We start from the raw sequence: 22350 nt of genomic DNA on the forward strand, positions 1-22350 counted from the left end.
GTTACCCGTCGCGTCGATAACCAAACGACGCCGCCGGTGTCAGCAGGCCGCGGCCTGGGTATGCCGGGCAGATGAAACCCGCCGTTCTGTTCGACGTCGACGGAAGCCTGGTCGACTCCAACTACCTGCACGTGTACGCGTGGCAACGCGCCTTCGACGCCGAGGGACTGCCCGTGGCCGCCTGGCAGATCCACCGCTGCATCGGCATGGACGGCTCCACGCTGGTGCGAACGCTCTCCAAAGACGCCCCGGACGAGGTGCAGGAGCGACTGAGCGACGGGCACAGCCGCTTCTACCGCGAGTGCACCCCGCTGCTGGCGCCGCTGCCCGGGGCCCGCGCGCTGCTGCGCCGCGTCGCCGACCTCGGCCTGCAGGTGGTGCTGGCCACCTCGGCGCCCGACGACGAGCTGGAGATCCTGCGCAAGGTCCTCGACTGCGACGACGTCATCTCCGAAACGACGTCGTCGCGCGACGTCGACATGGCCAAGCCCGCACCCGGCATCGTGCAGGTCGCGCTGGACCGGGCCGGGGTCGACGCCGACCACGCCGTGTTCATCGGGGACGCCGTGTGGGACGCGCCCGCCGCGGCGGGCGCCGGCGTGCCGTGCATCGGGCTGCTGAGCGGCGGCATCGCCCGCGAGGAGCTGCAGGCGGCGGGCTCGTCCCCGATTTTCACCGATCCGCAGGACCTGCTCGAGAATCTGGACTCGACCCGCATCGGCGAACTCGCGCTACATGCCGCGAGTGCGGAGCAACAGCGGTAGCAGCCACCAGAAGAACGTAAACAGCGCCAGCGCACACACTCCCGCGATCAGGGCCGGGCTGCGCCCGGCCACGGCGGCGAACACGATGACCGTCACGCCGGTCAGCGCGAGTCCGAGCAACGCCAGCCCGGCGTAGGCGCACCGGTGGGCGGCCGACACCAGCACCTGCAGGCGGTGTCGGCGGAACAGCATCCGGTGCATCCCGACCGGGGCGATCAGCAGCACGGTCGCGCCGACCGAGCAGCCCACGGTGATCAGGTAGGCGTCGCGCAGGGCGGGCGCCAGGACGTCGAAACGCTGCTGAAACGGCAGCGTCAACAGGAAGCCGGTCAGCAGCTGCACACCCGTCTGCACCACCCGCAGTTCCTGCAGCAGGCTGTTCCAATTGCGGTCCAGCCGTTGGATTTCTGTTTCGCCACGCTCACGGCTATCCCAGCGCTGGTCGTCTTGCGGATTATCGACGTCCATAGCCGTGATCATCGCACCTGTCGTATGCGCCAGCGCCGTTTCACGACGACGGCACGAGAATCGTTATCCGCCGTGAATTCGAAGTGCTTACCGCCGTGCGGCCATTCGGCATCCGAAATCGCCAAAAACGTTGTCGCGCAAGCGCTGACGCCGGATAACCGGCTAGCGGTTGATGTTGCCGTCCCGCACCGCGGTCAGGGCGTCGTCCAGCGTGGGGTACAGCGGGAACGTCTTGTCCAGGCCGGTCAGGTGAATCGGCCGACGGGTCGCCGGGCCGCGGGCGACCACCCCGAACCCCGTCGCGTCGCCCAGCTTCTCGTAGGTGGCCGCCAGGATCTTGAGGCCCACCGAGCCGAGGAATTCCACCGCCGAAAGGTCGATGACCAGCGCCGTCGGGTTGTCCGCGACTACCGCGCCGATGGCCTGTTCCAGGGCCGGCGCCGTCACCAGATCGATTTCGCCGCTGACGCTGACCACGGACACCCCATCATGGTCCTCAACCAACGTGGTGATCGAATCAGGAGCTGACAATGGCGATCCTTTGTCCCTGGGCATTAAGTGTGGTGCAAGCCTAGCCTGCGTTGCGAACTGCGAGAAGAATATGCCCTCAACACCTGCCCCGCGACAACCCACGCTAGTCTCGCAAAACGAGCCTGGATACGGACGGGGCGCGGACCGGCACTCGGGAGGCCACATGTCAGATTCGCCGGCGGAGTTCAGCAGCGCGGCCGCCACCGCACAGGCGAACAATGTATCCAGCGAGGGCCTGCTGCCCCAGCTCGTCCAGCACCTGCGGCAGAACCGAACCGTTCTGCGCGAGGAATGGGCGCGCAGGATCACCGAGGCCGAACTGCTCACCGCGATGACGCCGGAGGAGCTGTTCTCCGAGGCGACCGCCGTCTACGACAACTACGTTGAGGTGCTCGAGACCGGTAGCGTCGAGGCGCTGCAGGCCTACGCGCGCGACCTGTCGGAACGCATCATTCCCCGGGGCGTGGAAACCGACGAGGTCGTCGGCATCGTGCTGTTGCTGCGCGACGTGCTCGCGCGCTCGTTGTTCGAGAAGTATCAAACCGAATTCGAGATGCTCAACCGGGTTCTGGACGCCTACGAGCCGGCGGCCAACCGCATCGCCAACACGGTGGCTGTCAGCTTCGTGCAGGAACGCGAGCGCATCATCCGCCAACAGCAGGAGGCCATCCGCGAGCTGTCGACGCCGGTGCTGCAGGTGCGCGAACAGCTGCTGATCCTGCCGATCATCGGGGTGCTCGACAGCCAGCGCGCCCGCCAGGTCACCGAACAGCTGCTGCGGGCCATCCGTGCCAACCGCGCGAAAGTGGTGGTCATCGACATCACCGGTGTGCCGACGATCGACTCCACGGTGGCCAACCACCTGGTGCAGACCGTCGACGCGTCGGGGCTGATGGGCGCCAGCGTCATCATCACCGGCCTGTCCTCCGAAATCGCCCTGACGCTGGTGACGATCGGCCTCGACCTGTCGAAGATGAACGCCGTCGGCGACCTGCAGGGCGGCATCGAGGAAGCCGAACGCCTGCTGGGTTACGAGGTCTCTCGCACCGGCGAGCAGACCGGCTAGATATCAGGAACGCGAGCGCCCCATGCCGGTACCGATCCTCAAACAGGGTGCGATCCTCATCGCCTCGGTGCAGGCCGCGCTCAGCGACTCCGACGCCGAGCGGCTCCGCTATGACCTCATGGAGCGGGTCAGCCGGTTCCGCGCGCAGGGCATAATCGTCGACGTCACCGCCATCGACGTGATGGACTCGTTCGCGGCCCGGTCGCTGCGGACGATCGCGCACATGACCCGGCTGCGCGGCGCGGACACGGTGATCGTGGGCCTGCAGCCGGAGGTGGCCTTCGCGATGGTCCAGCTCGGCTTGGCGTTCGACGACATGAACACCGCGCTCGACCTCGAAGAGGGCCTGGCCCTGCTGAATCGCCAACTGGGACAGCGAAAACCAACGATCGGACGCGACGGTGGGGGCTGAGATCGTCGTCGACATCCACACTCCCGACGACATCGTCGAAGCACGCAAAGCCGGACACCAACTCGCACTCGATCTCGGATTCTCACTCACCGACGTCACGATGATCGCCACGGCGATCTCCGAGATCGCCCGGAACATCACCAGTTACGCCGGCCGCGGCGCCGTGCGCGTCTTCGTCGCCGACCGGGAGGGCCGCAAGGCCCTGGTGGTGCGCGCCGAGGACGAGGGGCCGGGCATCGCCGACATCGAGCGGGCCATGGAGGACGGCTACTCGACCGGCCGCGGGTTGGGGATGGGCCTGCCCGGCTCGCGCCGGCTGATGGACAAGTTGCTGGTCGAGTCTGCGCTCGGCCGGGGAACGGTCGTCGAGATGTGGAAATGGGTGCCGCCCCGTGCGTGACAACGGCCGGTTCGGTCCCATCGAGTGGGCAAGGGCGGGCCGGCCCCTGCCGAGCGAATACGTCTCCGGTGACCGGGGTCTCGCCGTCGACATCGACGGCGAAGCCGCGCTGTTCGGCGTGGTGGATGGCCTCGGTCACGGCCCGGAGGCCGCGACCGCCGCGCTGCGCGCGATCGAAGCGGTGAAACGCTCCAGCTCCGAGCGGCTCGAGGTGTTGATCCAGCTGTGCCACCGCGTGCTGGAGGGCACCAGGGGTGTCGCGATGACCTTGGCCCGGGTGGACTTTGCGGCAAACACGCTGACGTGGACGGGCGTCGGCAACGTGACCGCTCACCTGGTGGCCAAGTCCCTGACCGGCGTCCAGATCCGATCCAGTGCGCGCCTGACCGCGGGCATCGTCGGCTACCGCATACCGGAAATCAGGCCGTCCCAAGTTGTTTCGATCCGAACCGGTGACCTGCTGGTGATTAGCACCGACGGAATCACCGAGGATTACCTCGACCACATCGACTTCTCGGCCCCGGCCGTCGTCATTGCCGAAGAACTCCTCGGCAAGGACGCCAAGGAAACCGACGATGCCATGGTGCTGACCGCACGTCATCGGGGAGCCCTTGCATGAACGACGACGACTTCCACGCCAAGTACGCGGCCGCGTTGCGCACCTACCTGAAGGCGCGTGACGAGGACAGCTTGGCGGTCGCCTACGAGCTCGGGCGCCGGGCCCTGCAGGAGGAAGTCAGCCTGTTGGCGATCATCGAGCGTCACGTCGAGCTGATCCTCGCGACGTCGCAGAACGTGCGGATCGACGCGCCGATCGCGCTGGAGTTCCTGCTGCAGATGCTGGTCCCGCTGGACATCGCCACCCGCGGCTTCCTTGACGGCACCAGGCGCTTCGCGCGCGAGCGCGCCCGCGCCGAGGGGTTGGCCGATCGCGACAAATTCCGTACGGCACTGGTCAATTCGTTGCAGGAGGGGTTCTTCGTCAGCGACCACGAGGGTTCCGTGATCGAGATGAACAACGCCCTGATCGAGATTCTCGGCTACCCCGCCGAGGGTCTGCCCTACCGGTGGCCACACCCGTGGCTGGTCGACCAGAAGGGCGCCCGCCAACAGCAGGCGCTGGTCCAGAGCATCGGCACCACCGCGTACGAGACACCGATCCGGCACCGCGACGGGCACCTGGTGTGGGTGACGGTGAGTATCAACGCGGTCCAGGGAAGCGGCAGCGACCAGGACGTCTTCGTGGGCACGATCCGTGACATCACTGCCGAACGTGCCTTCGCCGCAAGGGAAAGCGCGGTGCTGCGGCTGGCGACGGCGGTGGCGGTCGCCAAGAGCGTGGACGAGCTACTGTCGATCACCCTCGACGAATGCAGCACCGCCATCGACGTGCAACGGGTGGTGGCGATCTCTTGGCCGACCGGCGAGGGCGAACCCACCGTCCAGGTGGCGGGCGAGAAGTCCGAAACGCCTTGGCGCAGGCTGGATCCCTGGTTACGCCAGACCTTCGAGGAGGCACGCCATCAGCTGCCGCTGACGGCCAAGACGGTCGAGCGGCCCGACAATCCCGGCAAGGCACAGGGATTGGTGGCGGTGCTGTCCGGCGCGGGCGACCTCGCGTTGTGGTTGGAGCTACGCTCGCCGCGGTGGGTCAGCGCGGAAGACCGGCTGCTGGTCACGGTCCTGATCGGCCATCTCAGCCTGGCCATGCAGCATGTCCGCCAATTCGAAAGCGCCCGTGAGACCTCGCTGACGTTGCAGCGCGCCCTGCTGCCTACCCTGGAGCCGCCGCCGGGCTTCGTCGTGCGCTACGAACCCGCGGTGCCGCCATTGGAGATCGGCGGCGACTGGTATGACGTGCTGCCGATCGGCGACCATCGCATCGGGATCGTCGTCGGCGACTGCGTGGGCCGTGGACTGCCGGCGGCCGCGGTCATGGGCCAGCTGCGCAGCTCCGCGCGCGCCCTGCTGATCAACGGGGCCGAGCCCGCGCTGTTGCTCGAGCAACTCGACTCGGCTGCCTCACTCATCCCGAATGCGTACTGCACCACCGTTTTCCTGGCAATCCTGGATACCGAGTCCGGGGTTCTGCAGTACAGCAACGCCGGTCACATGCCCGCCGTGCTGGTCGGGTCCGAGCCGGGCACGACGACATTTTTGACCGACGCCGCGTCGGTGCCGCTCGCGGTCCGCCGATCGGAACCCCGGCCGCAGACCAGCCGCGTGTTGCCGTCCGGCTCCACCCTGATGCTGTTCACCGATGGACTGGTCGAACGCAAGCACGAGTCCATCGACGACGGGATCGCCCGTGCCGCGGCGGTACTGGTGAAGACCACGACGTTGCCGCTGGATTCCGTCGCGGATGCCGTACTGCGTGAGCTTGCCCCCGCCGCGGGGTATGACGACGACGTGGCGATGGTGATCTACCGACATCAGCAGTCCCCGCTTCGGATCGAAAGCGAGGCCAGCGCAGAGCGATTGCTCAGCATCCGGCATCGGCTGGCCGACTGGCTGGACACCGCCGGTTTGCCCGAAGATTCGGCCGCCGACATCGTGTTGGTCGTCAACGAGGCGTGCACGAACTGCGTCGAACACGCATACGCCGGACGCCCGGCGGGCACGATGCTGCTGGAGACCGAGCTCGCGGAAGGCGAGGTCCGCGCCCGGATCACCGACCACGGCTCGTGGAAGACACCCGACGAAAAGCCGCGCAACGGTGGGCGGGGCCTGCTGCTGATGCAGGCGCTGAGCAGCACGATGGAAATGACCTGCACCCCCACCGGCACCACGGCCGACCTCACGTTTCGGCTACCGGCCGAGGCCGGCTAGGGGCCTGGCACCGTTTGTGCCCCCCGGATACCGGGTAGTCGTGGGCGTGACCCGCGCATCGATCACCACCGAACCCGCCCTGCCGGCGGCACACGGGCCGCTGTCGACCGCCGTTCGTCGCGCCCTGACCGGGCCGCCGTCACACGACCACCTGACCCGGATCGGCGCGTCCGTCCGCGATTCGGACCCCTACGGCCTGGATCTGCAGCTGGCGCTGTGCATGTGCTACGAGCTGCACTACCGGGGCTTCGCGGGCGTGGACCCCGGCTGGGAATGGAACCCGGCGCTGCTGACGCTGCGCGGCGAACTGGAACGCGTGTTCCTGGCCGGCGTGCGCCGCGACGTCGGCCCCATCCCGCCGGACCAGACGGCGGCCGCCGAAATGGACGCGATCTCGGTCGAACCGGTCGACGGCACCGGGCCGTCGTATTACTTGCGCGACACCGGAACCTGGCAGCAGATGCGCGAATACTTCGTGCACCGGTCGGTGTATCACCTCAAAGAGGGCGACCCGCACGCGTGGGCGATCCCGCGGCTGACGGGCGTCGCGAAAGCGGCTTTCGTGGCAATCGAATTCGACGAGTACGGCGCCGGGCGGGGTCCGCGGCTGCATCAGCAACTCTTCGCCGATCTGATGGCGGCCGCGGATCTGGACCCGACGTATCTGGCCTACGTGGATGCCGTCCGCGCCGAGGCTTTGGCCGCGGTGAACCTGATGTCACTGTTCGGGCTGCACCGCGAGCTGCGCGGCGCCGCGATCGGACACTTCGCGTCGACCGAGATCACGTCGCCGCCCGGGTCCCGCCGGATGGTGCGGGCCCTGCAGCGCATGGGCGCACCGTCGGCCTGCGTCGAGTTCTACGCCGAGCATGTCGAGGCCGACGCCGTGCACGAGCACGTCGTGCGCATCGATGTGGTCGGCGACCTCGTTGACCGGGAACCGCAACTCGACCACGACATCGTGTTCGGCATCCGCGCGCACGCCGCGGTCGAAAACCGGTTGGCAGACGCGGTTATGGCGTCGTGGCAGCAGGATCGGACGTCGTTGCGGCGGGCGCTGGACTAGGCGTCCGGCGTCCCAGGTTCCGGCATCGCCGGTGACTGGTGTCGCACAAGGGATACTGTTCGCTGCGCCGGCATGTGCAGATCGCCACCATGAACCGGTCGGAGGAGACGACCTCCCCATTGGGCATCTCGATGCGCACCGGGCCGGATACCAGCACCGGCCCGCCCGCAACCACCTGTACCCGCGTGGCGCTCACCGCTTGTCCGCCCTGATCACGATCAGCTCTTCTTCGCGGCGGCCGGGCGGTATCAGTCCGACGCTCTCCAGCCAGTTCGCGCGCGCCGTCATCACGGGGCCGAACGGTATCCATTTGGACGCAACCACTTCCGCGTCCATCCCGGCCCACTTCAGCGAATCCAGGGATTGCTGGACACCGGCGAGCGCCGAGTGCACCAGGAGCAGGGAACCCCCGTCGCACAGCAACTTTGGCGCCGCTTCGCACAGTGGGTCCAGCACCGTCCGCCCGTCGACACCGGCGTTCCAGGCCCACGACGGGCCCGCGCTCGGACTGATGTACTCGGTGTCGCCGTCGGGCGGTGTCGGCACATACGGCGGGTTCGAAACGACCACGTCGAACGGCGCGCAGTCCAGGGCGTCGCTCCATGTCCCCTTGCGGACATCGACATTCACGCCGGCGGCGGCGGCATTGCCGCGCGAACAACCCACCGCGTTCGGGCAGATGTCGAAAGCCGTCACGTCCTCGCCGCCCATCTCGGCGGCGGCAATCGCGACGAATCCACTACCCGTACACAGATCGAGAACACGCCGTCCGCCGATGAGCCCGCTTTCCCACATTACCTCCACCAGCAATCGGGAATCTTCCTGCGGCTGATAAACGTTGGAAACAGCCGAGACGGCAGGTCCTGGATATGTTGTGGTCAACTTTGGCCTTTCGACGGATCGCCGGGGCGATCACTGCTTGGCCTGTGTAATGCCCGCAAACCGATGGGTTCAAACGGTGGGGCAATCGCCATTTCTTCGTTAACTCGCGGCCGCATGGGCGAATTGCTTGACAATGGCCGCGCAGAATGCCGGCAGGTCCTTCGGTGAACGACTGGTGATCAAGTTGCCGTCCACGACGACCTCCTGGTCCACCACGTTGGCACCGGCGTTGCGAAGGTCGGTGCGGATGGAGGGGTACGACGTGAGCGTGCGGCCCTCTGCCACACCGGCTTCCACCAGCGTCCACGGGCCGTGACAGATCGCGGCGACCGGCTTGCCGGAGCCGACGAACTCCCGCACGAAGTCGACCGCGTCGCCGTCCATCCGCAGCTTGTCCGGATTCACCGTGCCGCCGGGAAGCACCAGGCCGTCGAATTCGGCTGCCGAAGAATCTTTCACCGCACGGTCGACCGGGAAAGTTCCGGCGGGTTCGAGATCGTGGTTGCGGGCCTGTATTTCTCCGGTCTTCAGCGAAAGCAGCTCGACTTGCGCGCCGGCCTCTTGCAGCGCCGCGCGGGGTTGTTCGAGTTCCACCTTCTCCACGCCGTCGGCGGCGAGAATGGCGACTTTCTTGCCCTGCAATTCATTTGCCATGACTATTCCCCTTTTCTCACGTGGGATTGAGGATGACTTTGGTGCACCGGTCCTCTTTGTTCTTGAAGATCTCGTAGCCGTGGGGCGCCTGGTCGAGGCTCAGGTGGTGGCTGACAACGATGGTCGGGTCGATCTCGCCCTTGCGAATCCGGTCCAGCAGTGGGCGCATGTAGCGGTGCACGTGACACTGACCGGTCTTGATGGTCAGCGACCGGTTCATCACCGCGCCGATCGGGAACTTGTCCATCATGCCGCCGTACACCCCGACGATCGACAGGGTGCCGCCGTTGCGGCAACTCATCGCCGCCTCCCGAATGGCGTGTGGGCGTTCGGTTTCCAGGCGCGCGGCCTGCTTGACGCGGTCATAGGCATCCACCGGGGCGGAGCCGCTGCGCGCTTCCATGCCGGCGGCGTCGATGCAATGGTCGGGACCCCGCCCGGCGGTGATGTCCCGCAGCTCCGCGAGGACCGACGTCTCGGCGAAGTTGACCGCGGTGGCGCCGATCTGTTGGGCCAGCTCGAGACGATACGGAACGCGGTCGATGGCAATGACTTTCGCCGCTCCGAGCAGATAGGCGCTCATGATCGCGAACAGCCCGACCGGGCCGGCCCCCCACACGGCGACGATGTCGCCGGGGGTGATGCCGCACATCTCCGCGCCCATGTAGCCGGTCGGCAGGATGTCGGACAGGAACAGCACCTGCTCGTCGGTGAGGTCGTCTTCGATCTTCAACGGTCCCACGTCGGCGAACGGCACCCGCGCGTATTCGGCTTGGCCGCCGGCGAATCCACCGAGCATGTGCGAATAGCCGAACAGCCCGGCCGGCGAGTGGCCCATGAACTTTTCGGCGATGCCGGCGTTGGGGTTGGAGTTCTCGCACAGCGAGTACAGGTCACGCTGGCAGGCGGAACACGCCCCGCACGCGATCGGGAACGGAACCACCACCCGATCGCCGACGGCCAGGTTGTTGACGGCCTTGCCGACTTCGACCACCTCGCCCATGAATTCGTGGCCCAGCACGTCGCCGTGCTTCACGGTGGGGATGTAGCCGTCGTACAGGTGCAGGTCCGAACCGCAGATCGCGGTCGAGGTGATGCGCACGATGGCATCGCGATCGTTGAGGATCTTGGGGTCCGGAACCGATTCGACTTGGACGCTGTTGCGGCCCGCCCACACGGTGGCCCTCATACGCTGGCTCCTTCATTCGGTTGAGCGGGTTGCTGATGCATCTGCCGGGCTGCCGCCGTCCCCTCGGGGGACCCGTCGGAACGCAGGACCTGCCCGGTTTCGAGGATCTGCTTGAAACGGCGGAGGTCGTCGTTGACCTGTTGCTCGGGGGACTCCCCGAACAGGCTCGCCGCCGCCTTGCCGAACAGCCCACCCGGGATGTGGTAGCCGATGCTGACCCGGACCTCGGTGCCGTCGCCGGTGGCGGTGGGCGTGAATTCCACACTGCCGCCGTTTTCGATCGCCGAGCCGGGCAGCGACTGCCAGGCGATCCGCTTGTCGGGGTCGTCCTCGGTGATCTGCGCATCCCACTGCACGGACTGTCCGGCCGGGGCATTGGCGACCCACCGCGACTGTCCGTCGGCGCCGGACGTGACCGACTCGAGGTGATGCATGAAGCTCGGCAGGTTTTCCAGGTCGCGCCAGAACCGGTACACCTCCTCGGGCGGGCGCCGCACGGTGACGGCGGCGCGCAGGGTGCGATGCCGGGCGCCATTGAGGTGCCGGCCGCGGCCGTTGGTCGTGCGCAGGGCCGTGTAGAGGTCGAGCCCCCCGATCCCCGCGAGCAGCGCGGTCGAGATCGCGCCCCGCCGTCGCCGCCCGGGGCCGCGGGCGGCCACCCCCGCCACCAACAACGCCACATCCAGGACGTCGCCGGCCACCCGGGTCCATACCAGCTTCTCGGGGCCACCCAACAGCGCCGCGCCGTGGCCGCATTCCCGCGCGCCCAGCGCGCGGATGACCCGGCGCGACCGGGCGGTGTCGTCCACGCCCGCGATCGCAGCAACCTTTCCGGGCGCGACCAACTCGGTCAGACCGAGCCCGAAACTGGCGCCGCTGAGGGCCTTGACCAAAGCGGAGGTGGTACTTCCGGATCGATCGCCCATCGTCAACGCTCCTTGCCGTTCGGCGAACACATTTCGGGCAAAGTTGCTGCAAGACAGCCGCTTTGCAGGTCACGGGTGGTCGGCGCTGCTTGCCGGTATCCGCGCGCCCCGCCGGCCCGTACGGGGGGCTGCGCACGATTGAAGGCGGATACCCGGGCAGATACCGGCCAAACCTGGATTAGTTTGCTGCCTCGCGCAGCGCGGCAAGCAAAGGTTCGGCGGCTTCTTTCAGGAAGAGGTCCTGCGATTCGCCGCCGACCTGGACCAGTGCGACGTCGGTGAACCCGGCCTCCCAGTACGGCCGGACCGCCTCGACGATGGCGTCGAGGTCGGGGCCGCAAGGGATGGAGTCGGCGACGTCGTCGGGCCGGACGAATTGGGTGGCGCCGGCGAAACCGGCCGGGGTCGGCAGGTCGGCGTTGACCTTCCAGCCGCCGGCGAACCAGCGGAACTGCTCGTGGGCGCGCTTGACGGCGGCGTCGCGGTCGGGGTCCCAGCACACCGGGATCTGGCCCACGACGCGGCCCCCACCGGCGAGGTTGGCGGCCTGGCGCGCGGCGTGCCAGGCGTCGACGAGCTCGCCGTCGGGTTCGACCGCGACGAAGTGGTCGGCCAGCCGGCCGAATCGTTCGATGCCCTTGGCGCCGGCCATCGCCACCGCGATGCCGACCGGGACCTCGGGCACGTCCCACAGGCGCGCGGAGTCCACCCGGAAGTAGTCGCCGGTGAAGTTCACCAGCTGGCCGCCGAACAGCTCGCGGATGATCTTGATGGCCTCGCGGAGCATGTCCTGGCGGCGCTCGACGGTGGGCCAACCCTTGCCGACGACGTGTTCGTTGAGGTTCTCGCCGCTGCCCAGGCCCAGGGTGAACCGGCCGTCGGACAGGATCTGCACGGTGGCGGCCTGCTGCGCGACGACCGCGGGGTGGTACCGCATCGTCGGGCAGGTGACGTAGGTGTAGAGGTCCACCCGCTCGGTGGCGTGCGCGACCGCGCCCAGCACCGCCCAGGCGTTCGGCGCGTGGCCTTGGGAGGTCAGCCAGGGCGAGAAGTGGTCGCTGCAGACCTCGAAGTCGAAGCCCCGCTCTTCGGCCGAAATAGCTTGCCGTACAAGGTCTTTGGGCCCACTCTGCTCGGTCATCAGAGTGTAGCCGAAATTCGTCATGCCCTTATACGTACCCCGGCGCGCGATACGCAAACCGCCGCTTCGCTCAGTCCGCCGTGGTGATCGAGTCTTTCGTGACGCCCGCCGCGCGGCGCGCGGCCAGCCTGCGCTTCTGCGGCTCGATCGTGTAGCGCGGATCGCGGGTCGACGCCAGTCCCGCCTCGAAGAAGCCGAACCTCAGCATGGCCGACGCCGTCAGCAGGGTCACCCCGGACAGGGCCGCGAGGCCGCGGTGACCGCCGCCGAGCAACGCGCCCAGGCCGCCGGCGGCGGCGAGCCATTCGCTCGCGGCCAGGAGCCGGCCGGGCCTGCCTTGGTGCAGCGGTTCCCTGGTCACCGGGTCCATTCGGAACTCGGTGAACCTGGCGGAGATCAGGTCGCCGACCGCGCTGATGACGGCCAGCGTGCGCGCGGGACCCGCCTCGGACACCGGGGTGGTGATCATCGCCAACCCCGAGGCGGCCAGGCTTGCCGAACTGACGAACACGAACGGCAGGTCCCGGTAGGCGGCGTTCCAGGTGGGGGTGGCGGTGTCGGTGAGCAACACCGCGGTGTAGACGGCGAGCGGCGGCGAGAAGACGGCGGCCTCCAGCCCGGCCGGACCCTCCAGGGCGCGCAGGACGGGACGCAGCGGCCCCAACGGGATTCGTTCGCCGGTCATCCGGTCGACCTCGGACACCGCGGCCACCCCGATACCGGCGCCGAAAAAGCTGAGGATCCAGGAGCCGATGCTCATCGGCGAGGTCAGCTTGACCGTCCGCAGCATGTTGAAGAACCGCTCCGGCCGGCCCAGGTCCTTCACCAAAGCGACCGCGCCCAGCCCGACCGCGATCAGGGCGGAGAGCCTCGTGTTGCGGCGCAACGTGTTTCGCCCGGTGAGCTGGGCGCCGGCCGCCAACAGCCCCGAGCCGCCCGCGACGCCGCCCAGGAACAAATACGCCGCCACCTCGGGTCCCCACGGCGCGGGCTTGACGACCGGACGTCCGTAGTAGCTGGTGAATTCCGCGTCGGGCACCATCATCGAGTCGTCGCGGCGTCGGCGCTTGCGGTTGCGTTTCCCGCCCGTCGGCTCGGGTGGACGGAGGCTGTCGAATTCCGAAGTGCTCACCGGCTCCTCCAGAACGCCAATGCGGCCGCGCCGACCATGCCGGCCGCGGCCATCCCGGCCCGCTTGAACATGGTCACCAGGTCGGCCGTGCACACGCGCGGGTCCGGCGGCAGCCCGTATACCTCCGGCTCGTCGAGCAGTAGGAAGACCGACCCGGTGCCGCCGACGCCGTCGTGCTCGTTGGCGCCGTAGAGGCGGGCCTCCGTCAGACCCTGGGCATGCAGCGCGGCGACCCGCTGCCGGGCCTTGACCACCAGGTCGTCGTGGTCGCCGAACTTGATCGACGTCGTCGGGCAGGTCTTGGCGCACGCCGGGATCTGGTCTTCGACGAGGCGGTCGTAGCACAGGGTGCACTTCTGGGCCACCCCCGAGACCGGTTTCTCGGCCGGGCGACCCGGCCGCTGCGCCGGCGTCGTGTAGGTGCCGTCGCTGCGGCGTTCGACGACACCGAACGGGCAGCCCGCGACGCAGGTGCCGCACCCGTTGCAGACGTCATCCTGAACGACGACGGTGCCGAACTCGGTGCGGAACAACGCGCCCGTCGGGCAGACGTCCAAACAACCGGCGTGCGTGCAGTGCTTACACACGTCCGACGACATCAGCCAGCGGAACTCCGGGGTGTCCGGCGGCGTGGTATCCGGGGGCCGCGGGACCGCGGGCATGCCCAAATCGATTAGGGCGCGGCCGGATTCGCGCGCCTGTCCGATCCGGTCGCGGCCCTGCTCGATGAACGCGACGTGCCGCCAGGTGCTGGCGCCCAGCGATCCGGTGTTGTCGTAGGACGAGCCCAGCAGCTCCAGGTCGCCGTCGCGCGGGTTGCGGTTCCACTCCTTGCACGCGACCTCGCAGGCCTTGCAGCCGATGCAGATCGAGGTGTCGGTGAAGAATCCCTTGCGCGGCTTGGGTTCTGCCCAGCCGGCGTCACTCGTCGGGTCGGTCGGTCCGCTCAGCTGACCCATCGGCTCCCCCTTCCCAGACTCCGTCGCTGATTTGCACGTTGCCGGTCTCGGTGGTGGCACCCGATCGCGACTGGTACTCGGCGATGAGGCGCAGCAGGTCCTCGCCGCGCGGCCGCCGCCCCGGCCGGATGTCGCACGACCCGGCCTTCGACTCCTGAATCTGCACATTGGGGTCGAGCGTCACTCCGAGCAGGTCGTTGGCCGCGTCGCCACTCACCACGGCGTCGCCGCCCACACCCCAGTGATACGGCAGCCCGATCTGATGCACGGTGTGGCCGTTGACCACCAGGGGGGCAACGCGTTTGGTGACCAGCACCCGGGCCTCGATCGCCGCGCGGGGTGAGACGATGGTGGCCCATCCGTAGGGTTCCAGCCCGCGTTCGGCGGCCAGCTCCGGGGACACCTCGCAGAACATCTCCGGTTGCAGCTCCGACAAATAGGGCAGCCACCGGCTCATCCCGCCGGCGGTGTGGTGCTCGGTGAGCCGGTAGGTGGTGAACACGTACGGGTACACGTCGGCCCCGGGCTCCCCGGCGCTCGGCGCGCTGAGATTGTCCTTGCGCGGGAACGTGATTCGCCCGGGGTTGCGTTGCTGGGGATACAACGCGTTCGCGACCGGTGACTCCTGCGGTTCGTAGTGCGTGGGCAGCGGGCCATCGACCATACCCTTGGGCGCGAACAGCCACGCCTTGCCGTCGGCCATCATGATGAACGGGTCGTCACCGGCCAGCGCGTCGGGCCCGCCGACATCGGGATCGGGCCGGACGTGCGGGGCGCGGTCGACGGGGAAATCGGGCACGTCGTCACCGACCCAGCGGGCGCGCTGCTCATCCCACCAGATGTAGCGCTTGCGCTCGCTCCACGGTTTGCCGTCCGGGTCGGCCGAGGCGCGGTTGTACAGGATGCGGCGGTCGGCCGGCCAGGCCCATCCCCACTCGGACTGGCTCGGGCTCGGCCCGCCCAGCGGCGCTCGGCGGGCGGCCTGGTTGACACCCTCGGCGTATACGCCCGAGTAGATCCAGCATCCGCACGAGGTCGACCCGTCAGCGCCCAGTTCGGTATAGCCGGGGACGGGCTGGCCGGCCTTGGGGCCCGTCAGGTAGCAGCCGCTGATCTCGGCCAGCACCGCGGTGGGGTCGGGTTCGCCACTCTCGTCGGTGGGATAGTCCCACGTCAGATCGAGCAGTGGTCGGTCACGCGGGTCGGTGGAGCCGGCCAGCCGCTGGCGGATTCGCTTGCCCAGCTCTACGAAGAACTGCAACTCGCTCTGGCAGTCGCCGGGCGGGTCGACCGCCTTGTGCCGCCACTGCACGAGGCGTTGGGTCTGGGTGAACGAGCCGGCCTTCTCGACGTGCGTCGCCGCCGGGAAGAAGAACACCTCGGTCTCGATCTCCTCCGTCTTCAGTTCGCCGGACGCGATCTCCGGGCCGTCCTTCCAGAAGGTCGCCGACTCGATCATGTTGAGATCGCGCACCACCAGCCACTTCAGGTGCGACATGCCCATGCGCTGGAGCCGGCCGTGCGCCGACCCGACGGCCGGGTTCTGGCCGAGCAGGAAGTAGCCGTCGACTTCGTCGTCGAGCATCGACATGACGGTCTGGTACGTGCCGTGCGGACCGGACAGCCGCGGCAGGTAGTCGTAGGCCCAGTCGTTGTCGGCGCGGGCGGCGTCGCCCCACCACGCCTTGAGCAGGCTGACGATGTAGGTGTCGGCGTCGGCCCAGAAACCTTTCTGGTTCTTCGGTCCGACCGCTTTGATGTACTCGTCAAAGGTGTCGTGCACACCGGCCTTCGGCATCGACAGGTAGCCCGGCAGCAGGTTGAACAACGTCGGGATGTCGGTCGAGCCTTGGATCGTGGCGTGTCCACGCAGTGCCATGATGCCGCCGCCCGGGCGACCGACGTTGCCCAGCAGCAGCTGGAGAATCGTTGCGGTGCGGATGAATTGGGCCCCCAGCGTGTGTTGGGTCCAACCGACGGCGTAGGCGAAACAGGTGGTGCGCTCGCGGCCGGAGTTCGCCACAATCGTGCGCGCGAGATAGTCGAAGTCCTCGGTGCTGATGCCGCAGACGTCACGCACCATCTCCGGCGTGTAGCGGGCGTAATGTCGTTTGACGATCTGAAACACCGTTCGGGGATGCTGCAGGGTCTCGTCGCGCTGCACGCGGGCGTGCGGCAGGGGCGGACCACCGCTACCGTGCACATCGCCGGCGGCGCGGGAGGATGCGCTGGCGCCGTGCTCTTGCCGTTGCTCATCCTGTTCTTGCCCGGCGTAGGCCCACGTCGAGGTGTCGTACTGCCCGGTCTCGGGATCGTAACCGGAGAACAAGCCGCCCAGATCCTCAGTGTCACGGTAGTTTTCGTTGATCAGGGTAGCGGCGTTGGTATACGCGACGACGTAGTCTTTGAACCACAAATCATTGCCGATAACGTGATTGATCAGCGCGCCAAGCAGCACCACGTCAGAGCCGGCCCGGATCGGGATGTGCTTGTCCGAAACTGCCGAGGTACGGGTGAAGCGCGGGTCGACGTGAATGACCTTGGCGCCGTTTGCTCTTGCCTCCTCGACCCATTGGAAGCCGACGGGATGACATTCCGCCATGTTGGAGCCCTGGATGACGATGCAGTCGGCGTTGGCCATGTCTTGCAGTGTTTGGGTGGCGCCACCGCGCCCGAAGGAGGTCCCCAGACCGGGAACCGTGGAGCTGTGTCAAATACGAGCTTGGTTCTCGATCTGAATGGCGCCGGCGGCGGTGAAGAGCTTCTTGATGACGTAGTTCTCTTCGTTGTCCAGGGTGGCGCCGCCGAGGGCGGCGATCTTCATGGTGCGCCGTAGCGGATGGCCCTTCTTGTCGATGTCCTGCCAGGCGTGCCGGCGGGCCTCGATGAAGCGGTCGGCCACCATGTCGATGGCGGTGTCCAGCTCGAGCGGTTGCCATTCGGTCGCCCGGGGCGCGCGGTAGAGCACGTGCAGCTGCCTGCCCGGCGAGTTCACCAGCTGCTCGCTGGCGGCGCCCTTGGGGCACAGGCGGCCTCGCGAGATCGGCGAGTCCGGATCGCCCTCGATCTGCACCACCCGCTCGTCCTTGACGTACACCCGCTGCCCGCAGCCGACCGCGCAGTAGGGACAGATGCTCTGCACCACCCGGTCGGCCGTCGTCGTGCGCGGCGTGACGGCACGGGTCCGCTCCGAGGTCACCGCCGACCCCAGGCCGAACTTGTCACCCGAACGCAACTGACGCAGGACCGGCCACTGTAAGAAAAGCTTCCGCATAGCCATGACCTTTACCCTAGTGCCGGCCGCCGAAACTCCGCCCGGCTCAGCGGACGATGATCGTGTGCTCGCCGCGCGGCACCAGCTCCCCGACCACCGGCGCGCCCGGGATCTCGCCGGCGATCAGCAGCCCGCCCGAGGTTTGGGCGTCGGCCAGTAGCAGGGCCTCGTCCTCGCCCACGGCCGACAGGTCGGCGTGCGGGGCCACCCAGTCGAGGTTGCGTCGCGTGCCCCCGCTGACGTAGCCGGCCGCCAGCGCGTCCCGCGCGCCGTCCAGATACGGCACCGCCGCCGCCTCGACGATCGCGGTCACACCGCTGGCCCGCGCCAGCTTGTGCAGGTGCCCGAGCAGTCCGAAACCGGTTACGTCCGTGGCACATTCGACGCCGGCGGCCAGCGCGGCCGCGGCGGACGCCGCGTTGAGCGTCGTCATCGCGGCGATCGCCTGTTCGAAGCGCTCGCCGGTGGCCTTGTGCCTGCTGTTCAGCACGCCCACGCCCAGCGGCTTGGTCAGCGACAACGGCGTGCCGGGCTTGCCGGAGTCGTTGCGCAGCAACCGGTTCGGATCCGCGATCCCGGTGACGGCGAGCCCGTATTTGGGTTCCGGGTCGTCGACGCTGTGCCCGCCGGCGAGGTGACAACCGGCCAGGCCGCAGACGTCCAGCCCGCCGCGCAGTGTCTCGGCCGCCAGCTCGAACGGCAACACATCGCGGGGCCAGCCCAGCAAATTCACCGCGACCACCGGGCGGCCGCCCATCGCGTAGACGTCGGACAGCGCGTTGGTGGCCGCGATGCGGCCCCAGTCGTACGCGTCGTCGACCACCGGGGTGAAGAAGTCCGTCGTCGCGATCACCGCCGTGCCGTTCTGCAGGCGCACCACCGCGGCGTCGTCGCCGTGGTCCAGGCCCACCAGCAGCTCGCCGGCCGGGTCACGCGGTGCGCTCGCGCCCAGCCCGCGGACCACATCCTCCAGCTCGCCGGGCGGGATCTTGCACGCGCAGCCGCCGCCGTGGGCGTACTGGGTTAGTCGGTAGGCCACGGATACATAATGGTCGGCATGGTCCGAGGAGGCGTGTCCGGTCTGGTGACCGGCGCGGTCTTCAAAACCGTCGAACGGCAGACGCTGCCGCTGGCGGGTTCGATTCCCGTCCGCCTCCGCCATATTCCCTCGAGCGTGACGTGAGCGACCCGCGTCGGCGGGTGCCGCGCACCGACACCCTGCTCGCCGATCCGCGCCTGGTCGAAGCCCAGCGGCTGCTGGGCCGCGCGCTGGTGAAGTCGGTGATCGCCGACGCGCAGCAGCGGGCGCGCGCCGGGGAGATCGAGCCCGAGCGGGTCGCCGAGCACGCCGTCGCCGCCCTGCCCGCCACCGCGTCGAGCCTGCGGCCCGTCATCAACGCCACCGGCGTGGTCGTGCACACGAACCTGGGGCGGGCGCCGCTGTCGCGGGCCGCCGTCGACGCCGTGGTCGCCGCGGCCGGCACCACCGACGTCGAGCTGGACCTGGCGACGGGGCGGCGGGGCCGCCGCGGGCGGGCCGCGCTGGCGGCGCTGTCCCGGGCGGTGCCCACCGCCGGTGGCGTGCACGTGGTCAACAACAACGCCGCCGCGCTGCTGCTGACCGCGCTCACGCTGGCCCCGGGCAAGGAGATCGTGCTCAGCCGCGGCGAGCTCGTCGAAATCGGCGACGGCTTCCGCATCCCCGAGCTGCTGGCCTCGGCCGGATCGCGGCTGCGCGAGGTCGGCACCACCAACCGCACCAGCCTGCGCGACTACGCCGAGGCGATCGGCCCGCAGACCGGTTTCGTGCTCAAGGTGCACCCGTCGAACTTCCACGTCACCGGGTTCACCTCGGCCGTCGGCGTGGCGGAGCTGGCGAACCTCGGGGTGACCCTGGTCGTCGACATCGGCTCCGGGCTGCTGTCGCCGCACCCGGTGCTGCCCGACGAGCCGGACGCGACGACGACGCTGCGCGACGGCGCCGACCTGGTCACCGCGAGCGGTGACAAGCTGCTCGGCGGCCCGCAGGCCGGACTGCTGCTGGGTGACGCCGAGCTGATCGAGCGACTGCGCCGCCACCCTGCGGCGCGCGCGCTGCGGGTCGACAAGCTGACGCTGGCCGCGCTGGAAGCGACGCTGACCGGCCCGCCGACGCCGGTCGCCGAGGCGTTGGTGGTCGACGCCGCGGAGCTGCGGGCCCGTGCGGAGGCGCTCGCCGCCGCGCAGCAGGGCGCCGAGGCGGTGGATTGCTTCGCTGCCGTCGGCGGCGGCGGCGCGCCGGACGTCCGGCTGCCCAGCGCCGCCGTGAGCCTGCCCGAGTCGTACGCCGCCGCGCTGCGCGACGCCAGCCCGCCCGTCGTCGGCCGCCTCGAGGCGGGCCGCTGCCTGCTCGACCTGCGCACGGTGGCGGCCGAGGGCGCCGCGCTGCTGGCCGCGGCGGTGCGGGCATGTTCGTCATAGCCACCGCCGGGCACGTCGATCACGGCAAGTCCACGCTGCTGCACCGGCTCACCGGCATGCGGCCCGACCGGCTGGCCGAGGAGCAACGCCGCGGCCTGACCATCGACCTCGGCTTCGCGTGGACCGAGCTGGGCGGCCGCCAGCTGGCGTTCGTCGACGTCCCCGGCCACGAACGGTTCGTGGCCAACATGCTCGCCGGTGTGGGGGCGGTGCCGGCCGTCATGTTCGTCGTCGCCGCGACCGAGGGCTGGATGCCGCAGTCCGAGGAGCACCTCGCGGCGCTGCACGCCCTCGGGGTGCGCCACGGGCTGCTGGTGATCAGCAAGGCCGACCTGGCCGATCCCGGCCCGGCCATCGCGCAGGCGCGCGAACGGTTCGCCGCCACCTCGCTCGCGGGCGCGCCCGTCACGATCGGCACCGACCTCGACGGGGTGCGCGCGGAGTTGCTGGCGCTGACCGACCGGCTGCCGGTCCCCGACGCGGGTGCCGACGTGCGGTTGTGGGTCGACCGCAGCTTCACCGTCCGGGGCGCCGGCACGGTGGTGACCGGCACCCTGGCCGCGGGCACGATCCGGGTCGGCGACGAGCTGGAACACGCCGGCCGGCGCGTGACGGTGCGCGGCGTGCAATCGCTGGGCCGCGACCAACCGGCGGTCGGCGCGGTGGCGCGCGTCGCGCTGAACCTGCGCGGCGTGGACCGCGAGCACGTCGGTCGCGGTGACGCCGTCCGCACGCCCGGGGCGTGGCTGGACACCGCGCAGATCGACGTCGCCCTGCGGGCCGCCGATGACTTGCACCGCCAGTTGGTGTTGCACGTCGGGTCCGCGGCCGTGCCGGTCCAGGTGCGTCAGCTGGGAGCGGCCGCGGCCCGGCTGCGTCTCGCGAGGCCCCTGCCGCTGCGGGTCGGGGACGTCGGGTTGCTCCGCGACCCCGGCGAGCACCGGATCGCGGCGGGCATCCGGGTGCTCGACGTCCGGCCGCCGGCGTTGCGCCGACGGGGCGCCGCCCGCGATCGCGCCGCGGAGCTGGCGACCGGCCGGATCCGCCCGCCCGAGTGCGCCCGCGCGTTCGAGCTGCGGGCCATGGGCCTACCGCTGGCCGGGCTCCGGGTAGGGGACTGGGTGGTGGACCCGCGGTGGTGGGCCGGGCGGCGCGAGTGCGCTACGGCGGCGGTGCGGCGCTGGGCGGACGAGCACGACGTCGCGGCGGGAATGCCGCTGGAGACGCTGCGGCAGCGGGTGGGGCTGCCCGCCGCCGAACTGCTGCCCAAGCTGCTCGAGGGGACCGGCCTGGAGGTGGTCGACGGGTTGGTCCGCGCGCCGGGCGCGGGCCTGCCGGCCCGCGTCGACAAGGCCGTGCGCGCGGTCGAGGAGTGGTTGGCCGCCGAGCCCTTTCGGGCGCCGGAGGCCGACGAGCTCGCCGACCTCAAGCTCGGCCCCCGCGAGCTGGCCGCCGCGGTGCGCGCCGGCCGGCTGACCCGGATCGCCGACGGCGTCGTGCTGGGGTCCGGCGCGCTGGACCGGGCGGCCGGCGTCCTGGCGACGCTGCCGCAACCGTTCACCGTCAGCGACGCGCGCCGCGCACTGGGCACCACCCGCCGGGTCGCCGTGCCGCTGCTGGAGCAGCTCGACGCCCGGCGCGTCACCAGGCGCGCCCCGGACGGCACCCGGGTGGTGCTGGCTAGAGCCGCTCCTTGACGGCCGCCGACAGGCGGGCCCCGTCGGCCTTGCCGGCCGCGATCGCGGTGGCCGCCTTCATCACCAGACCCATCTGCTTCATGCCCGGGCGCTCACCGATTTCCTCGGCCACCTGGGCGATCGCGGTGTCGGCGACGTCGGCCACCTCGGCCTCGGTCAGCGGCGTGGGCAGGTATTCGTCGATGATCCGCGCCTCGGCATGCTCGTTGGCGGCGAGCTCCCCGCGGCCGTTCTGGGTGTAGATCTCCGCCGACTCGGCGCGCTTGCGGGATTCTTTCGCCAGCACCTTGATCACTTCGTCGTCGGAGAGGTCCCGGGCCTGTTTGCCGGAGACTTCCTCGGTTTGGATCGCGGCGAGCAGTAACCGCAGGGTCGCCGTCCGCAGCTTGTCCTTGCTCTTCATCGCATCGGTCAGGTCGGCCCGCAGCCGGGATTTGATTTTGGCCCAGGTCTCCCCGATGGTGATCGGCGACCCGAACACCGCCCGCCCGACGATGACG

General features: G+C 69.4%; 22 protein-coding genes and 1 tRNA gene. 10 read left to right on the forward strand and 13 right to left on the reverse strand.

Going from position 1 to position 22350, the window contains the following annotated elements; translation table 11 throughout:
- The first annotated feature begins 71 nt into the window (after window positions 1–71).
- Window positions 72–764, forward strand: coding sequence for an HAD family hydrolase (locus tag A5730_RS14520; protein ID WP_067901434.1), 693 nt, complete (start codon window positions 72–74; stop codon window positions 762–764).
- Here the strand turns inward: A5730_RS14520 and A5730_RS14525 are convergent.
- A complete protein-coding gene (locus tag A5730_RS14525) occupies window positions 732–1232 on the reverse strand; it encodes a DUF6328 family protein (protein WP_055399940.1) in 501 nt (166 codons plus the stop codon). The genes A5730_RS14520 and A5730_RS14525 overlap by 33 nt on opposite strands.
- Before the next feature lie 162 nt (window positions 1233–1394).
- Window positions 1395–1763, reverse strand: coding sequence for an STAS domain-containing protein (locus A5730_RS14530; RefSeq protein ID WP_156745811.1), 369 nt, complete (start codon window positions 1761–1763; stop codon window positions 1395–1397).
- A 163-nt stretch (window positions 1764–1926) separates the two neighbouring features.
- Here A5730_RS14530 and A5730_RS14535 point away from each other — a divergent pair, with 163 nt between their 5' ends.
- The 6 genes from A5730_RS14535 to A5730_RS14560 are packed head-to-tail and all read left to right on the forward strand — an operon-like array spanning window position 1927 to window position 7536.
- Complete coding sequence (locus tag A5730_RS14535) at window positions 1927–2829, forward strand: STAS domain-containing protein (RefSeq protein WP_067901439.1); 903 nt, start codon at window positions 1927–1929, stop codon at window positions 2827–2829.
- 22 nt (window positions 2830–2851) lie between these two features.
- The gene (locus A5730_RS14540) at window positions 2852–3241 is read left to right on the forward strand and encodes an STAS domain-containing protein (RefSeq protein WP_055399935.1); all 390 of its coding nucleotides are present in this window, start codon (window positions 2852–2854) and stop codon (window positions 3239–3241) included.
- Complete coding sequence (locus A5730_RS14545; protein ID WP_067901441.1) at window positions 3231–3641, forward strand: anti-sigma regulatory factor; 411 nt, start codon at window positions 3231–3233, stop codon at window positions 3639–3641. Before A5730_RS14540 ends, A5730_RS14545 begins: the two co-directional genes overlap by 11 nt.
- Window positions 3634–4260 carry a SpoIIE family protein phosphatase gene (locus A5730_RS14550; RefSeq protein ID WP_067901444.1) on the forward strand — a complete coding sequence of 209 codons (627 nt, stop codon included), beginning with the start codon at window positions 3634–3636 and terminating at the stop codon, window positions 4258–4260. The genes A5730_RS14545 and A5730_RS14550 overlap by 8 nt, the downstream gene beginning before the upstream one ends.
- On the forward strand, window positions 4257–6470 hold the full coding sequence (locus tag A5730_RS14555; protein ID WP_067901445.1) for a SpoIIE family protein phosphatase: 2214 nt from the start codon (window positions 4257–4259) through the stop codon (window positions 6468–6470). Before A5730_RS14550 ends, A5730_RS14555 begins: the two co-directional genes overlap by 4 nt.
- A 46-nt stretch (window positions 6471–6516) precedes the next feature.
- Window positions 6517–7536, forward strand: coding sequence for an iron-containing redox enzyme family protein (locus A5730_RS14560; protein WP_067901521.1), 1020 nt, complete (start codon window positions 6517–6519; stop codon window positions 7534–7536).
- Here the strand turns inward: A5730_RS14560 and A5730_RS24370 are convergent.
- The 10 genes from A5730_RS24370 to selD form a co-directional block, all read right to left on the reverse strand.
- A complete protein-coding gene (locus A5730_RS24370) occupies window positions 7484–7732 on the reverse strand; it encodes a CDGSH iron-sulfur domain-containing protein (protein WP_231994688.1) in 249 nt (82 codons plus the stop codon). The genes A5730_RS14560 and A5730_RS24370 overlap by 53 nt on opposite strands.
- The gene (locus tag A5730_RS14565; protein WP_067901448.1) at window positions 7729–8418 is read right to left on the reverse strand and encodes a HemK2/MTQ2 family protein methyltransferase; all 690 of its coding nucleotides are present in this window, start codon (window positions 8416–8418) and stop codon (window positions 7729–7731) included. The genes A5730_RS24370 and A5730_RS14565 overlap by 4 nt, the downstream gene beginning before the upstream one ends.
- 99 nt (window positions 8419–8517) lie before the next feature.
- On the reverse strand, window positions 8518–9072 hold the full coding sequence (locus A5730_RS14570; protein ID WP_067901452.1) for a type 1 glutamine amidotransferase domain-containing protein: 555 nt from the start codon (window positions 9070–9072) through the stop codon (window positions 8518–8520).
- Between the two features lie 16 nt (window positions 9073–9088).
- A complete protein-coding gene (locus A5730_RS14575) occupies window positions 9089–10261 on the reverse strand; it encodes a zinc-dependent alcohol dehydrogenase (protein WP_067901454.1) in 1173 nt (390 codons plus the stop codon).
- Window positions 10258–11187 (reverse strand): SRPBCC family protein, encoded by a 930-nt coding sequence (locus A5730_RS14580; protein ID WP_067901457.1) that lies wholly within the window; start codon window positions 11185–11187, stop codon window positions 10258–10260. Before A5730_RS14580 ends, A5730_RS14575 begins: the two co-directional genes overlap by 4 nt.
- A gap of 178 nt (window positions 11188–11365) precedes the next feature.
- Window positions 11366–12352 carry an LLM class F420-dependent oxidoreductase gene (locus A5730_RS14585; protein ID WP_067901460.1) on the reverse strand — a complete coding sequence of 329 codons (987 nt, stop codon included), beginning with the start codon at window positions 12350–12352 and terminating at the stop codon, window positions 11366–11368.
- A 46-nt stretch (window positions 12353–12398) separates the two neighbouring features.
- Window positions 12399–13460: an NrfD/PsrC family molybdoenzyme membrane anchor subunit gene (nrfD, locus tag A5730_RS14590; RefSeq protein WP_067901465.1), complete on the reverse strand. Its 1062-nt coding sequence runs from the start codon at window positions 13458–13460 to the stop codon at window positions 12399–12401.
- On the reverse strand, window positions 13457–14419 hold the full coding sequence (locus A5730_RS14595) for a 4Fe-4S dicluster domain-containing protein (RefSeq protein ID WP_067901468.1): 963 nt from the start codon (window positions 14417–14419) through the stop codon (window positions 13457–13459). The genes nrfD and A5730_RS14595 overlap by 4 nt, the downstream gene beginning before the upstream one ends.
- The gene (fdh, locus tag A5730_RS14600; protein WP_197506258.1) at window positions 14382–17699 is read right to left on the reverse strand and encodes a formate dehydrogenase; all 3318 of its coding nucleotides are present in this window, start codon (window positions 17697–17699) and stop codon (window positions 14382–14384) included. The genes A5730_RS14595 and fdh overlap by 38 nt, the downstream gene beginning before the upstream one ends.
- Window positions 17700–17739: 40 nt before the next feature.
- Window positions 17740–18732 (reverse strand): selenide, water dikinase SelD, encoded by a 993-nt coding sequence (gene selD / locus A5730_RS14610; RefSeq protein ID WP_067901523.1) that lies wholly within the window; start codon window positions 18730–18732, stop codon window positions 17740–17742.
- 27 nt (window positions 18733–18759) lie between these two features.
- Here selD and A5730_RS14615 point away from each other — a divergent pair.
- The 3 genes from A5730_RS14615 (at window position 18760) to A5730_RS14625 (ending at window position 21850) form a co-directional block, all read left to right on the forward strand.
- Window positions 18760–18854 (forward strand) — tRNA-Sec (locus A5730_RS14615).
- Between the two features lie 18 nt (window positions 18855–18872).
- Entirely contained in the window at window positions 18873–20153 is a 1281-nt protein-coding gene (selA, locus tag A5730_RS14620; RefSeq protein ID WP_067901477.1) for an L-seryl-tRNA(Sec) selenium transferase, read from the forward strand.
- Window positions 20141–21850, forward strand: coding sequence for a selenocysteine-specific translation elongation factor (locus A5730_RS14625; protein WP_067901480.1), 1710 nt, complete (start codon window positions 20141–20143; stop codon window positions 21848–21850). The genes selA and A5730_RS14625 overlap by 13 nt, the downstream gene beginning before the upstream one ends.
- Here A5730_RS14625 and A5730_RS14630 read toward each other — a convergent pair.
- Entirely contained in the window at window positions 21834–22253 is a 420-nt protein-coding gene (locus A5730_RS14630; protein ID WP_067901526.1) for a GatB/YqeY domain-containing protein, read from the reverse strand. The genes A5730_RS14625 and A5730_RS14630 overlap by 17 nt on opposite strands.
- Window positions 22254–22350 lie beyond the last annotated feature (97 nt).

Source organism: Mycobacterium sp. ACS4054 (genome assembly GCF_001667275.1).
Lineage (GTDB): Bacteria > Actinomycetota > Actinomycetes > Mycobacteriales > Mycobacteriaceae > Mycobacterium.